We start from the raw sequence: 14,341 nt of genomic DNA, 5'->3' as shown, positions 1-14,341 counted from the left end.
AGGAACAACTGTTTTTTATTTATAAAAATAAAGCACAAGGTTTAAGAAGAAGTAAACCTTGTGCTCTATAGAAGTTTCATTTTATGGTTACATTGAGATATTTCCCAAATTACAAACAGTACAAAATGAACTATAATTTGTTGACATACAAAAATAAGTTTCCTGTTAGTTTAGTTTACTGTTTTAACACAGTAGAACAGAAACTTTAATCGGTATGCGTAATTTTTAGGATCATAAAAGCTAGAATAGCACTTTCCTAGTCATTACAAGACCATTTTCTAAAGTGGTCTTAACCAATAGAATCTGGCTGCCTGAGTCAATGGAATTGATTTCGAGCTGCGGCGCTCCGATCTTTTGGCTGCTGAAAAGAATTTTTCCCGAAATATCATAAACAGCAACTTCCTGTAAAGGTGCATTTTCAGATTTTAGACTGATCACTTTATCTTTTGAAGTGACAAAAAGAGGCTGTAAATTATTTTTCACATCATCGTTCATTCCTAATTTGATATCTGGATCATAAAACAGTACAAAACGATCTTGAAAAACCCCTGCGAGAGTAGAGAAGGTATAAGAACCCTTTTTCAGATTGTGCAGTTTTCCTGTTACTTTATCCTTTAGAAATATATCCCGTGTTTCTAAAATACCATCTGCATGGTCAATAGAAATGGTAAGGTTTCCTATTATGGATGATCGGTAGCCAAGCGGAACAATATCTGATGGATCAAAGGGCACGGCACGGCCTTGAATTACCAGCTTTCTATCTTCATTAATACTGTAAAAATCGGCATATACATTACCGTCGATAGTAGGGGCATCGTATTGATGATCCCATCCATTGGTTGCTCCTGTAATATATCCTATGAGCAGCTGTTTAAAAAGGCCTTCGGGATTGGTCAGATTAAGCCATACACGGTGTCTTTCCACTTCTAATGCACTTTTAAATTCGGGAGCTGGGTCTTTAAATTTTAAGAATGCGTTTTCCTTTAGTAAGGGCTTAGATAAAAATGGATTTGAGTTTAATGAAATAACATACTGAGCAGCTAAAAGCAGTATGAATGAAAAGAAAAGCTTTTTCATAATTTGATAATTAAAATTTAAAAAATAGGCTGAGTGCCACTATTTGCTTCTCAAATTTTAGATAACAGATGTAGAAAACCGGAGACACTGTAAAGTGCCTCTGCAATAAATAAAAAATTAAAATTTATTAAAGTAGTTGTTTTTCTATAGCTGCAATTTAAATATTGAGATTAATTCGAAAGACAGAAGAAAAAACATGATAATGGTTAGCTGCAGTCTAAACAAAACTTAAAAGTTGTAGTGCCCTTTTAAGCAGTATATCGGTGTTTTTTGCTTTTGGTCGATCAAATATTACATTAAGGTATGAAATTTTACACGAAAAAAGAAAATTTAAATTTTAATTTAACACTATTGTTTAATTTTTTATTATTTGTCACAACTGTGTTAAAATTGAGAATTTGAACTTTAAAATAATTTAATTAGAGTATTGTAATAAAAGGTAGCAGTTTTTACAGAAAAATGATTTCAATTTACAGAAAAGACTGTCTTTTTACTTCCCTTTGAGATCTTTTATAATTTCAAGAATACAACAGTGCAGTATATCGAGATGATCGGCTGTTTCGGCTGTAAATTTTCTTCCGATAGCTTCTCTTTCAACAGCACGCAGATTTTCGCTGAGACTTTCCAGAAGAAAGAGATGAAGCCATAGTTGGAGCTGTTCTGCGGTTTGCAGCACTGTTTCGAAATCATTTCGTTTTACAGCGCTCTGCAATTCTTTAAGCTCTATGGGTGCCTTTTCGATAAACTGGCTTGTCACTTCTTTTTTCCAGCCTGGTTTAATTCGATCTGTTTCTTCTATTTGGGATAAATCTGCTTTTGGGCGCTGTAAATTGCGACTCTCTTTTTTCACGGCAGTTTTAATAGCTTGAAGCAGTTCATGCTGTTTAAAGGGTTTTGGCACATAACCGTCCATTCCGGCTTTGTAGCAGCGGTCTTGTTCGCCAGCGAGCGAATGCGCCGTCATCGCAATAATGGGAATAGGATTATTCATCTCACGGCGGATATATTCTGTGGTTTGGTAACCGTCTTTTACCGGCATCTGAAGATCCATCAGCACCAAATCATATTTCTTGTGCGATAGTAATTCTATTCCCTGTTCGCCATTTTCAGCAGTATCAATTTCAAATCCGAAACTTTCAATAACATTCTGTGCGAGTTTCTGATTCAGCCTATTGTCCTCACAGAGCAGTATACTGAGTCTTCCCAAGTCGTTTACGGGTTTGCTTTCTCGCTGCTCTTCCTCAAACGAGGCTTTTTTATAAGAAGCCGTAAAGAAAAATTCCGAGCCGTATCCCTCGCGGCTTTTAACTTGTATCTGGGAATCATGCAGTTCTACAAGCTGTTTAACAATATTAAGACCAAGTCCAGTGCCTCCAAATTTTCGTGTGGTGCTTTCCTCGGCCTGAGTAAAACGTTCAAAAACCGTATCAAGGTATTCTTGGGGAATACCTATCCCAGTATCTTTCACCGAAAAACGGAGCTGGTAAGCGTCGTGTGTTTCTCCAGTTTTTTTGACCGAAATCGTCACTTCGCCTTCACTGGTAAACTTCAGTGCATTTCCTGCCAGATTGACCAGTATTTGGTTGAGTCTTCCTTGATCTCCAGAAACCATTTCAGGAAGTTCTGCATCGAGATATAGGTTGAATTCTACCTCAGGAACGGCTTTGACCTTGAGCAAATCATAAACATGACGCAGTGCTTTTTTGAGATTAAAAGGCTGTATATCAAGTGTAAGTCCTCCTGATTCAATTTTAGAAAGATCGAGTATATCATTAACAATCAACAGCAGGTTTTCTCCAGCCGTCTGCACATCTTGCACAAATATGCGCTGCTGTTGGTCGAGTTTGGTGCCAGCCAGAAGTTCCGTAAATCCGATAACGGCATTCAGCGGTGTTCTGATTTCATGGCTCATATTGGCTAGAAAATTTTCTTTAGCCGCCACGGCGCGTTCGGCTATTTTTTTTTGACTGGCAAGTTCATTGTTTTTGGTTTCGAGTTCCAGAGTGTTGATAACGTGGCGAGCCACAATCTTAAGCGCACTGCGCTGCCTCGCATTGAGTTTTTTAGGCACATGATCTGCTGCGCAAAGCACGCCAATATGATAGCCATCAGGAGTGGTAAGAGGAACTCCTGCGTAAAAACGTATTTTAAAACCGCCTGTTACATTGGGATCATCTTTGAAACGTTCGCTGAGGAGAGTATCGGGAATTTCAACCAATTTGGAATCCATGATTGTATAGCGGCAGAAGGTGATTTCTCTTGGTACTTGCGAGACGCCTAGTCCAGTTTCAGATTTAAACCATTGACGGTTCTCATCGATAAAGGAAATATAAGCAATCGGAACTCCGCAAATGTAGGACACAAGGGCTGTAGCATCATCAAAGGCGTTATCGGGAAGCGTATCCAGAATGTTATAACGTTTTAAGGCGTCAAGACGCTGCGCTTCATTACGAGGTATGGGCATTTTGGTAGCTTTCATGACCTATAAAATTAATAGGTAAGTTACAAAAGACTGTTTATTAATGTTTTATATATTTTTTGAAGGCTGATTATATAATTTACAGCTTTTCATTTAACTGTTATTTAATGACCTGATGAAACGTTCAAAAAACTATGCAAATGTTTTTGATACATCAACAGCCTTTATGCGTGGCAGACTCGAAAATGGCAATTGGATTACTCCTTTTAATCCTGAATTTCCGTATTATGAATATATGTACCGCGAAGCCAATGCATGGCAGGTTTCGTTTTTTGCTCCTCATGATATGAAAGGACTCGTTGATTTGTATGGAGGAGCAGAAGCTTTTGAAAAAAAATTAGACCAGTTTTTTACCAAACCGTGGAATCCAGATTATATTGCTTGGAATCTTTCAGGTTTTATTGGCCAATACTGTCATGGAAACCAGCCAGATCACGAAGCGCCGTTTTCGTATTATTTTGTAGATAAACCTGAAAAATCACAAAAAAGGATTGACGAAATTTTGGAAACCATGTACGGAATAGGGCCTGAAAAATTAGCCATGTCCGGAATGGATGATGCTGGTGAAATGTCTTCTTGGTATGTATTTGGTGCGTTAGGACTATATCCGCTGTCACCAGCTGATCCAGAATACCTTGTTACCGTTCCAATTTTTAAGGAGGTGGTTTGGATCATGCCATCTTGGAAAAAGCTCAGAATTAGAAATAACTCAGAAAGAAGAAATCTGAAAGCTATCAAGATCAATGGAAAGTTAAACAATAGCTATTTTATTTCGCATGACCTTTTTAAAAATGGAGGTGAAGTCGAACTCGATACACACTAGCAGATTTTTGTGTTATGTAAAGGTATGGTATTATCAATGTTTTTTAGGATCTTTATAATAGAAAAAGCAGTTTTGAATATAGGAGATGTATCAAAGAAGCTTTTAAGAAATAATTTAATAGTTAGTAATAAATAAAGAATTATAAAAATGAAGAAAAAGTTAGCAGTCTTACTAAGTTTAATATGTATAGGAACAATTGAGGCACAAAAAGATTTTAAAGCTCTTTTTGATGGAAAATCAACAGCTGGCTGGCATTCCTACGGAAAAACTGCTGCAGGATCAGGCTGGAAAGCACAAGACGGCATACTTTATTTTGATCCTCAAGCGGCAGTTAATGGGCAGGGTGGAGATTTGGTAACGGATGCTGAATTTCAAAATTTCCATTTAAAATTAGATTGGAAAACAGAAAAAGGCAGTAACAGCGGAATTATTTTTTATGTCAACGAAGATGCGCAAAAATATCAAAATACATATAGTACCGGTTTGGAAATGCAGATCCTTGATAATGAAAAACATCCTGATGGAAAAATTAAAAAACACCGCGCAGGAGATTTGTACGATTTAATCCAGAGCAGATCAGAACCAGTGAGAGAAACCGGTAAATGGAATACAGCTGAAATTATCAGCAAGAATGGAAACTTAACTTTTATCCTAAATGGAGTTATTGTAGTAGAAACAGTGCTTTGGGACGCGGCTTTTCAAAAGCGCATTGCAGATAGTAAATTTGCAGGATGGCCTGAATTTGGAACCTTTAAAAAAGGAAGGATAGCGTTACAAGATCACGGAGACAAAGTATACTTTCGCAATATTCTAATCAAAGAACTATAGCTATAGTTACTGTTATTCTGACAAAAAGCAAAAAAATAGAACTTGATTTAGGTAAGCATTCTAAATTTACAGTTCTATTTTCCGATGCAGAAATTAGCGAAGATATTTCCCAGTAATTCGTCATTAGAAACCTGACCAGTAATCAAGCCAAATTGGTATAAAGCTTCTTTAATATCCAATGCAATTAAATCACTTGAAAGGTTTGTTTCAAGACCAAATTTCACTTTTTGAATTTCATCAAGCGCTTTAAGTAAAGAATCATAATGTCTTGTATTCGTAACGATTGTTTCGTTATTTCGAAGCGCTCCTGTATTTACAAATGAAAGCAGCTGGTTTTTCAAATCTTCAACACCAATTTTTTGTTTTGCCGAAATTAAAAGCAGTATTGCATTTAAATCAGTAAGCTGACTGGTAATGTTCGAAACTTCTTCTTCAGATAAAATATCCTTTTTGTTGACTACAATAATCAGGGGTTTCAACGGATACTTATTTTTAATCTGTTCAATTTCCGAAACAAATTCTAAGCTTGAAGTTTTGAATTTCAAACCGTCAAAAAGATAAATGACCACTTGTGCCTGATCTATTTTTTCAAATGTTTTTTTAATTCCGATGCTTTCTACAACGTCTTTGGTTTCGCGGATACCAGCCGTATCGATAAATCTAAAACCAACACCGCCAATTACGAGTTCGTCTTCAATTGTATCACGCGTTGTTCCAGCAATGTCAGAAACAATAGCACGCTCTTCATTAAGCAAAGCATTCAATAAAGTAGATTTACCTACATTCGGCTCGCCAACAATAGCAACCGGAATTCCGTTTTTAATAACATTCCCAACCGCAAAAGAATCAATCAGACGTTTTAAAACAAATTCAATTCGGTTTAATAATTCATGAAACTGAGTGCGGTCTGCAAATTCTACATCTTCTTCGGCAAAATCCAGTTCAAGCTCTATAAGAGAAGCGAAATTCAGAAGTTCTTCGCGTAATTTGGCAATTTCATTACTAAATCCGCCGCGCATTTGCTGCATGGCGATTTGGTGAGAAGCCTCGTTATCAGAAGAAATCAAATCAGCAACAGCTTCTGCCTGCGATAAATCTAGTTTTCCGTTCAAAAAGGCTCTTAGTGTAAATTCTCCTGCATCAGCCATTCTACAACCTTTTCTCAATAACAATTGAATAATCTGCTGTTGAATGTAAGTAGATCCGTGGCAGGAAATTTCAATCGTATCTTCGCCGGTATAGGAGTTAGGCCCCTTAAAAACCGAAACGAGAACTTCATCCAGAATTTTAGTATCATCAACAATATGACCTAAATGCAGTGTATGCGTTTTTTGTTTGGTTAAATCCTTGTTTTTGATGGATTTAAAAACCGAATTTCCAATAGAAATCGCTTCAGCTCCCGAGATACGGATGATAGCAATAGCTCCCGCTCCAGACGGTGTGGCCAATGCAACTATAGAATCTTGATTTATCATGCTGCAAAGGTATGAAAAAGGAATAACGTGATAAAGCTCTTGAATCTGGTTAAATTTCAGAATTATTCGTAACTTTATTAAGAAATCATTAAGTGTTAAAATCCTGATAATTGTCAGTTTCTTTTGCATTTAGAATGATTAAATTTGAGTAAGAAACCTATAATCTGAAATAAAATGAAAAAGATATTATTCCCTACAGACTTTTCTGAAGCCGCTACTAATGCCTTTGTACATGCTTTAGAATTTGCAAAAATTGTCAAAGCCGAACTGGTTTTACTTCATACATTTGAGATTCCGGTTTATGACAGTCAGTTTTTTCCAGAAAATTACGCTTCAATTTACAGTTCAATCGAACTGGCGAAATTTGAAATGTTTAAAGACGAAATTCCGAAACTCCGAACTATTGCTGCCGAAAGAAAGCTTGATGATATTGTAATAAAACACCGTTTAATGGATGGCGACCTCATTTATAACCTTCGAAATGCAGTGGAAGAAGACCAGATTGATTTTGTTATCATGGGTACCACAGGTGCCTCAGACTGGACGAAGTTTTTCACAGGATCTAATACCAATTCGGTGATTTCAGAAGTAAAAGTGCCAGTATTATGTGTGCCAGCTGATGCTAAATTTAAGAAAGTTAAAACTATAGGTTTTACAACCCGTTATCGTGAAAAAGATAAAGAAGTACTTCGCAGAATCCTGAAGATTGCTAAAAAGATGGATGCTAAAGTCAAAAGTTTATATGTAAAGTCTTCCGGAACTGATGTTACGGATGCTACGATTAAAGAATGGGAAAAAGAATTTGCTACTGATAATGTAGAATTCCTGGTGCTTCCTAGTGACGAGGTAAAAGAAACCATTCTGGATTTTATTCTATACAAAGACATTGATATTCTTACCACTATTACACATAAACGATCATTTTTTGAGTCAATCTTTGATTCTAGTTTTACTAAAAAGATAGCCAAAGAAGTTTCAATTCCCGTTTTGGTAATGCATGAAAGTTAGAAATCAGATAGAAGTTAATTCTTGTTTTGAAGTGTAAAACTTATATTTGTGATTCATTAAAATTATAAAATGGATATCTACCAAAGTAAAGTCGAGCATTTTTCGAAAACATATACAGAAATCAGTAAAAGATACAACAGCATTAGTATTTTAAGGCTTTTAAGCATATTTCTTTGTTTGTCAATGTTGTTTTATTACATCAAGACTAATGAAATAAGCTACGCCGGATTTGCTTTTCTATCTTTTGCTGGTTTTCTTTTTTTAATGAGAGTACATTCCAGGCTTTCATTTAAGAGAGAATTGACAAAAGCAATCTTGAAAATAAACGAAGACGAAATCGCTTATCTGAAAAGAGAAAAATTGTCATTTGAAAACGGAATCGAGTTTAACGATTTCCATCATCCCTACGCTTATGATCTCGATATTTTTGGAGAACATTCTTTATTTCAAAATCTAAATCGAACCGCAACTTTTATTGGAAAAAAGACATTAGCTCATACATTATTGCATCAATTTGCAAACGACGAAATTTTAAAAAATCAAAAAGCCATTGCTGAATTAGCAAAGAAAATTGATTGGCGCCAGGATTTTCAATCCCTTGCCATTGTCAGTTCTGACACAAAAAATACTTATGATTCTATAGTACATTGGAAATCATTTCAAAAGAATTCTTTACCTAAAGTTTTAACTGCACTATCTATTATTCTTCCAACCGCTTTTTTTGGGGTTTTAGCAGCTTATTTCATTACTTCAAAAGCCATTTTTTTATCGTATTTAACGTATATTTTTATTGCTAATCTGGCTGTTTTAGGAAGAGCTTTAAAACGAATTCAATCTGAAATTGCAAAAGCAGATAATGTCGACAAAATCATTAAACAGTATAGTTTATTAGTTCAGAAAATAGAATCTGAAAACTTTGAATCAGAAAAATTAATTACACTTCAAAAACAGCTTGTTTTTAAAAACGAGTCGGCAAGTTCGCATTTAAAACAATTATCAGAATTATTTTCAAGAATGGATACCATAAGCAATTTTGTAACTGCAATTGTTTTTAACGGTTCATTCTTGTTCAATCTGCATGTTCTTAGAGCACTTTTAAAATGGAAAAAGGACTATTCTGATCAACTTGAAAACTGGATTAATATTTTAGGTGAATTTGAAGCCTTGAACAGTCTTGCCAATTTAGCCTATAATAATCCTGATTTTGTTTTCCCAGAAATCAATTCAGACTTTAAAATCGGATTTGAAAACTTGAGTCATCCGTTACTAAATCCGAATGGCAGGGTAAGGAATACTGTTGATTTTTACCCGCAATCGTATATGATTTTAACAGGTTCGAATATGTCTGGAAAAAGTACTTTTTTAAGAAGTCTTGGAATTAATATGGTTTTAGGCGGAATTGGCTCAGTTGTTTGTGCTTCAGAAGCTAAAATACATCCACTTCAAGTTTTAGTTTCAATGCGATTATCGGATTCTTTGGCCGACAGCGAGTCGTATTTCTTTGCTGAAATTAAACGTTTAAAACAAATTATGGATGTTTTGGAAGAACGTCCCGCTTTTGTTCTTCTGGATGAAATTTTGAGAGGAACAAATTCTGATGACAAACGAAACGGAACTATTGAAGTCGTGAAAAAAATCATTGCAAAAAAGGCAGTTGGTGCGATTGCTACACACGATATTGAAGTTTGTCTAACCACTAATGAGTATCCAGATATTTTAACCAATCAGTGTTTTGAAGTCGAAATTCAAAATAATGAATTATACTTTGATTACAAACTTCGAAACGGTATTTGTAAAAATAAAAGTGCCACTTTCTTAATGCAGAAAATGGGCGTAATTTAAACTTTGTTTCAACGCATAAGCATATAAAAAAGCTTCAGGTTTCGAAAAATCCTGAAGCTTTTTTTATTGGTCAGCAGATAATGAAATTATGACTATTTAGATGCTATTAGTGTGTTAAGAAATATAATTTTTTGGCATTTTTTTTAAAAGTGAATATTGCTGAATATGCAAACTTCCACATCAAAAACCCATCAAATCTGCATAAAACCAATGCAAACGCTGTAAAAAGTCAAAATGACAATAAGAGTGTAAAAACCTGTATTTATTGATAATTTCACTTTATTTTGGCATAAAAATAACATTTAATTAAAAATAAATTTTACTAAAACGATTTTGTAAGTTTGGTTTGCATATATTTGCGATGTAATAAAATATCCACTTATAGTTTATATACCCGATGAAAAAGATTACAATTAAAGATATTGCTACAAAAGCGCAGGTTTCGATATCAACCGTATCTTTTGTAATCAATGGAAAGGGCGAAAAAATGGCAATCAGTCCTGCGGTTATTAAAAAAGTTCAGGATGTTGCCCAAAAATTACAATACAAACCCAGCATGATTGCAAGTAGCCTGCGAACTGGAAAAACCAGATCTATTGGACTAATTGTAGAGGATATTTCAAATCAGTTCTTTGCTGACTTAGCACGTGTAATTGAAGACGAAGCGAAAAGTATTGATTATCGAGTTTTTTATTGTAGTACGGGTGATGATAATAACCGCTCAGAAGAATTAGTGCAGAGTCTTTTACAGGCCAATGTTGAAGGTTTTATTATTACACCCACTAAAAATTTAGAGAAAACAATAAGCCATCTTTTAAAAATACAAAAACCGGTGGTACTGATCGACCGTTATTTTGCCAACCAAAAAGTAAGCCACGTCGTGATGGATAATTACGAAGGGTCGTATGCGGCAGTGAAATTTTTACTTGAGAAAGGATATAAAAACATTGCAGTGGTAAATAATAAATCTGGAATGATTCAGATGAAATTACGTGAAAAAGGTTACGTCGAAGCATTGAAGGAGGAAAGAAAGTATAACGAAAATTATACACTGCTGTTGGATTATCACAGTAATGAAAAAAACAGAATCGATTCGATCATACGCTTTTTTGAGGAAAGACCAGAAATTGATGCCGTATTATTTCTGGCAAATTATTTAGGTCTTGCAGGTCTTCAAGCTTTTAAAAGTTTGAAATATAAAATTCCCGATGATATAGCCGTGATTAGTTTTGACGATCACGATAGTTTTAAAATGTATACACCGACCATTTCAGTTGTTGCCCAGCCCATAGAAGAAATAGCAGTTAAATCGATTCAGCTGTTAATGAGTCAAATGACAAGTCTGGAAGATTTTAAAGTCGAAAAAGTGCTCAAAAAAGGATCTTTAATTGTGAGAGAGTCGGTTTAAGTTTACAGATCATTTAGCAGAAAAATAAAGAAATGAGAAAAGAAGTTACGGCTTTTTTTTGCTCATTTTACTAAAACGTTTTAGTAAAACAAAGCCTTGATTTTAGTGGATTTACACTTCTAAATTTCAAAGCTTATAAAAATAATAAAGCCCATATAGAGTAGTGTTTTTTAGAGAATCATTCACACTTTAGAAAAGGTTTTTATTGAGAATCAAGTTCAAATTTTATTAATTATTTAAAGCAGAAAAAAACAAACACAAACACAAACACAAATCAAAAACAAATAACCAAAAAGAATGCTTATGAAACGAATATTAGCAGTGTTAGGACTGGTATTGCTGAGCAGCTTAAGTGCTGTGGCGCAAAATCGATTGATAACCGGTATAGTAGCTGATGCAGAAAACAAGGGAATTGTTGCCGCAACGGTAGAAGTTCAGGGAAAACCATTTAGTGCTATTACAGATGCCGAAGGGCGATTTAGAATGAATGTTCCCGAAGGTAAAGTTACTCTGAATGTATCTTCTATTGGATTTGATTCCAAATCAGTAGTGCTTCAGGAGAATGAAACAAGAGTTTCTGTTGTATTAATTGAAAACAGACAGGAATTAAAAGACGTAGTGGTAACTTCGTTTGGAGTAAAAAAACAAAAGAAAAGTCTGGGATACGCCGTTGGAGAATTAAAAGGCGAGGAACTGACTAAAAATAAAGAAATCAACTTAGGAAATGCTTTGCAGGGCAAAATTGCCGGTGTTAACGTTTCTGTGCCAGTAACTGGACCATCAGGTTCAAGCCGTGTTGTAATTCGTGGAGCTACTTCGGCATCTGGACTGAACCAGCCGTTGTATGTGGTAGACGGAATCCCGATTGACAACACACAGCAAGGAAATGCCGGAATGTGGGGAGGTGCCGATAAAGGTGATGGTATGTCATCTTTCAACCCAGACGATATTGCTTCGATTTCAGTTTTAAAGGGTAGTGCTGCTTCTGCTCTTTATGGATACAGAGGATCAAATGGTGTTATCTTGATTACAACTAAAAAGGGTAAAAACGGAACAGGAATTGGAGTAGATTTCAGTACAAACTCAACTTTTAATACACCAGCAAGTTTATTAAACTGGCAGGATCAGTACGGTGCTGGAGCGCCAGATGCAAACGGTGTACCTAAAAGATTTACGAACTTACAAGAATTAAGAGATTCGTATTATTTTGCTTGGGGTGATAAATATGACGGAACAAGTTCATTATCACTTGATGGTGCTACAAGACCATACAAACCTTATGGAAAAGACAATGTTGAAAATTTCTACAGAACTGGATATTCTTTCAGCAATACATTGGCAATTTCAGGTGGAAATGAAACAACAAACTTCAGATTGTCTTTCGGAAATACTAAAGATGAATCGATTATGCCGGGAACGACTTTCGGAAGAAATAACGTGGCTTTGAGTTTGAATTCAGCTCCAAATAAAAGAATCAGTATTGAGAGCAATGCTCAGTATATTTCAGAGAAAAGTCATAACAGACCTTATCTAAACGATTCTCCAAGAAACCCTTCTTTCCCAACTACTTTCATGACACCAGGAAGTGATATTAGATGGTTGAGCAACCCGTATGATGCAAACGGAGGCGAAGAAGATTTCTTAGGTGCAAACGTATACCACACAAATCCTTATTTCGCTACAAAATCACCCTTAAATGATGATCTTAGAAAGCGTTTTATTGGTTCTGCAAAAGTAAACTACAACATTACAGATAAGATTTATGCAAAAGCTGTGCTTGGAATTGATGATATTAATTATGAATATACTGAAATAGAACCTACAGGAATTAATTACAGTCCGGGTGGATCTATCGAAAACAGAATCGAAACTCGTTCTGAGGTAAATGCTTCAGGATTTTTAGGGTACAAAGGCGATATTGTAAAAAATCTTTCACTTGATGCTTTCATTGGTGCCAACCGTCAGCACAACCGTTACAGCGGTATCAAAATGAAAGGAAACAACTTTATTGTTCCATTCAAATATTTCTATGCCAACACACAGCCCGATAAAACAGAAAAATTATTCTCAGAAAGCGAAGTAAACTCTCTTTTTTATTCTGCTGATATTGGATACAAAGATTTCTTGTACGTAAGTTTAACAGGACGTCAGGATTGGTTCTCAACATTAGATCCATCCAATAATACAACTTTTTATCCTTCTGTAAGTTCAAGTTTAATTTACTCTGAAATTATCAAATTACCAGAATGGATTACTTACGGTAAATTAAGAGCAGGCTGGGGTAACGTAGGAGGAGCACTTCCTGAAGCGTATGCATTAGCATTGACGTATACAATTCCTGACGGACAAACGGATTCTTTAGGACAGCCAATTTTAGGGGTTAACGGAGAAACAATTCCAAATAGAACTTTAAAACCGTACAACGTAAGCACTATTGAGTTTGGTTTTGAAAACACGTTCTTCAATAACCGATTAAGTACAGATTTGACTTTTTACTACAAGAAAACAACAAACGATATTACCGATGCTGACGTTTCTCAGGCTTCTGGTTATAGAACAACAAAAATCAATGTGGGTGAAATCTTAAACAAAGGGGTGGAGTTTGCTATTAATTATAAAGCCATTAAAACACCAAACTTTTCTTGGAGCGTAGGATATAATTTTGCGTATAATGACAGTGAAGTTTTAAACCTTTCGGATAAAATCACTACAAAATCTCTTGAAGGAAATAGAGATGGAAGAGCTAACGTAGTTTTAGAAAAAGGACAGCCATTTGGAGTAATTAAAGCTTACGATTATTTAAGAGATGCGCAAGGAAATATTATTTTAGATTCGAGCGGAAGATTCTTAAGAGGAAATCTAATCATTGCAGGACAAGGTGTTGCGCCAACTTCAATGGGACTTTCAAATGATTTCTCATATAAAAACTTTACACTTTCAGTATTTGTTGATGCTAAATTTGGAGGTGAAATCTATTCAGCAACCAATCAGTTAGGAACTCGTTACGGATTATCAGAAATTACACTTCCGGGTCGTGAAGGCGGTATTGCCGTTTCAGGAAAAGATGCAAATGGAAATGCTGTTAATCAAACAGTTTCGGCATACAACTACTGGAGAAGTTATAGTGATGTTACGTCAAATTTTGTTTACGATGCTGACTTTGTGAAACTAAGAGCAATTTCTTTCGCTTACAATTTCCCGAAAATGTATTTAGAGAAAACACCATTTCAATCGATCAGTTTAGCATTTTCTGCTCATAACTTATGGACAATTTATGATAAAGTTCCAAATATCGATCCTGAATCAAATTATTCAAATAGTAATGCACAAGGTATGGAAAGAGCTTCTATGCCATTGACCAGAAACTATGGTTTAACACTTAATGTTAAATTCTAATACTA

The 14,341-nt window shown here is 35.2% G+C and carries 9 protein-coding genes; 6 read left to right on the top strand and 3 right to left on the bottom strand.

The window, feature by feature from the left end:
- Window positions 1-240 precede the first annotated feature (240 nt).
- Both P2W75_RS14605 and P2W75_RS14600 read right to left on the bottom strand, forming a co-directional pair.
- Entirely contained in the window at window positions 241-1,077 is an 837-nt protein-coding gene (locus tag P2W75_RS14605; RefSeq protein ID WP_276381033.1) for a T9SS sorting signal type C domain-containing protein, read from the bottom strand.
- 490 nt (window positions 1,078-1,567) lie between these two features.
- Window positions 1,568-3,556, bottom strand: coding sequence for a GAF domain-containing hybrid sensor histidine kinase/response regulator (locus P2W75_RS14600; RefSeq protein WP_207296123.1), 1,989 nt, complete (start codon window positions 3,554-3,556; stop codon window positions 1,568-1,570).
- Between the two features lie 115 nt (window positions 3,557-3,671).
- Between P2W75_RS14600 and P2W75_RS14595 the strand changes: the two genes are divergently transcribed.
- Window positions 3,672-4,379: a glycoside hydrolase domain-containing protein gene (locus P2W75_RS14595; protein WP_276381032.1), complete on the top strand. Its 708-nt coding sequence runs from the start codon at window positions 3,672-3,674 to the stop codon at window positions 4,377-4,379.
- Window positions 4,380-4,526: 147 nt separating this feature from the next.
- The gene (locus P2W75_RS14590; RefSeq protein ID WP_276381031.1) at window positions 4,527-5,207 is read left to right on the top strand and encodes a DUF1080 domain-containing protein; all 681 of its coding nucleotides are present in this window, start codon (window positions 4,527-4,529) and stop codon (window positions 5,205-5,207) included.
- Between the two features lie 74 nt (window positions 5,208-5,281).
- Here P2W75_RS14590 and mnmE read toward each other — a convergent pair whose 3' ends face one another.
- The gene (gene mnmE / locus P2W75_RS14585) at window positions 5,282-6,682 is read right to left on the bottom strand and encodes a tRNA uridine-5-carboxymethylaminomethyl(34) synthesis GTPase MnmE (protein ID WP_276381030.1); all 1,401 of its coding nucleotides are present in this window, start codon (window positions 6,680-6,682) and stop codon (window positions 5,282-5,284) included.
- Between the two features lie 174 nt (window positions 6,683-6,856).
- Between mnmE and P2W75_RS14580 the strand changes: the two genes are divergently transcribed.
- The 4 genes from P2W75_RS14580 to P2W75_RS14565 all read left to right on the top strand — a co-directional run bounded on the left by P2W75_RS14580 (window position 6,857) and on the right by P2W75_RS14565 (window position 14,336).
- Window positions 6,857-7,690, top strand: coding sequence for a universal stress protein (locus P2W75_RS14580; protein WP_276381029.1), 834 nt, complete (start codon window positions 6,857-6,859; stop codon window positions 7,688-7,690).
- Between the two features lie 69 nt (window positions 7,691-7,759).
- The gene (locus P2W75_RS14575) at window positions 7,760-9,532 is read left to right on the top strand and encodes a DNA mismatch repair protein (protein WP_276381028.1); all 1,773 of its coding nucleotides are present in this window, start codon (window positions 7,760-7,762) and stop codon (window positions 9,530-9,532) included.
- A 397-nt stretch (window positions 9,533-9,929) separates the two neighbouring features.
- Window positions 9,930-10,940, top strand: a complete 1,011-nt coding sequence (locus P2W75_RS14570) for a LacI family DNA-binding transcriptional regulator (protein WP_276381027.1) — start codon at window positions 9,930-9,932, stop codon at window positions 10,938-10,940.
- 303 nt (window positions 10,941-11,243) lie between these two features.
- The gene (locus P2W75_RS14565; RefSeq protein ID WP_276381026.1) at window positions 11,244-14,336 is read left to right on the top strand and encodes a SusC/RagA family TonB-linked outer membrane protein; all 3,093 of its coding nucleotides are present in this window, start codon (window positions 11,244-11,246) and stop codon (window positions 14,334-14,336) included.
- The last annotated feature ends 5 nt before the right edge of the window (window positions 14,337-14,341 follow it).

It is taken from the genome of Flavobacterium sp. H4147 (genome assembly GCF_029360735.1).
In the GTDB taxonomy this organism is placed as follows: domain Bacteria; phylum Bacteroidota; class Bacteroidia; order Flavobacteriales; family Flavobacteriaceae; genus Flavobacterium; species Flavobacterium endoglycinae.
The sequence above is the reverse complement of the archived record's forward strand: the minus strand, read 5'-3'. Positions and strand labels throughout refer to the sequence as shown.

What these genes read in the sequence shown, in the direction of transcription:
- P2W75_RS14595 (WP_276381032.1), top strand. Translation starts at nt 3,672, where the DNA reads ATGAAACGTTCAAAAAACTATGCAAATGTTTTTGATACATCAACAGCC.
- mnmE (WP_276381030.1), bottom strand. Translation starts at nt 6,682, where the DNA reads ATGATAAATCAAGATTCTATAGTTGCATTGGCCACACCGTCTGGAGCG.
- P2W75_RS14605 (WP_276381033.1), bottom strand. Translation starts at nt 1,077, where the DNA reads ATGAAAAAGCTTTTCTTTTCATTCATACTGCTTTTAGCTGCTCAGTAT.
- P2W75_RS14580 (WP_276381029.1), top strand. Translation starts at nt 6,857, where the DNA reads ATGAAAAAGATATTATTCCCTACAGACTTTTCTGAAGCCGCTACTAAT.
- P2W75_RS14570 (WP_276381027.1), top strand. Translation starts at nt 9,930, where the DNA reads ATGAAAAAGATTACAATTAAAGATATTGCTACAAAAGCGCAGGTTTCG.
- P2W75_RS14565 (WP_276381026.1), top strand. Translation starts at nt 11,244, where the DNA reads ATGAAACGAATATTAGCAGTGTTAGGACTGGTATTGCTGAGCAGCTTA.
- P2W75_RS14575 (WP_276381028.1), top strand. Translation starts at nt 7,760, where the DNA reads ATGGATATCTACCAAAGTAAAGTCGAGCATTTTTCGAAAACATATACA.
- P2W75_RS14600 (WP_207296123.1), bottom strand. Translation starts at nt 3,556, where the DNA reads ATGAAAGCTACCAAAATGCCCATACCTCGTAATGAAGCGCAGCGTCTT.
- P2W75_RS14590 (WP_276381031.1), top strand. Translation starts at nt 4,527, where the DNA reads ATGAAGAAAAAGTTAGCAGTCTTACTAAGTTTAATATGTATAGGAACA.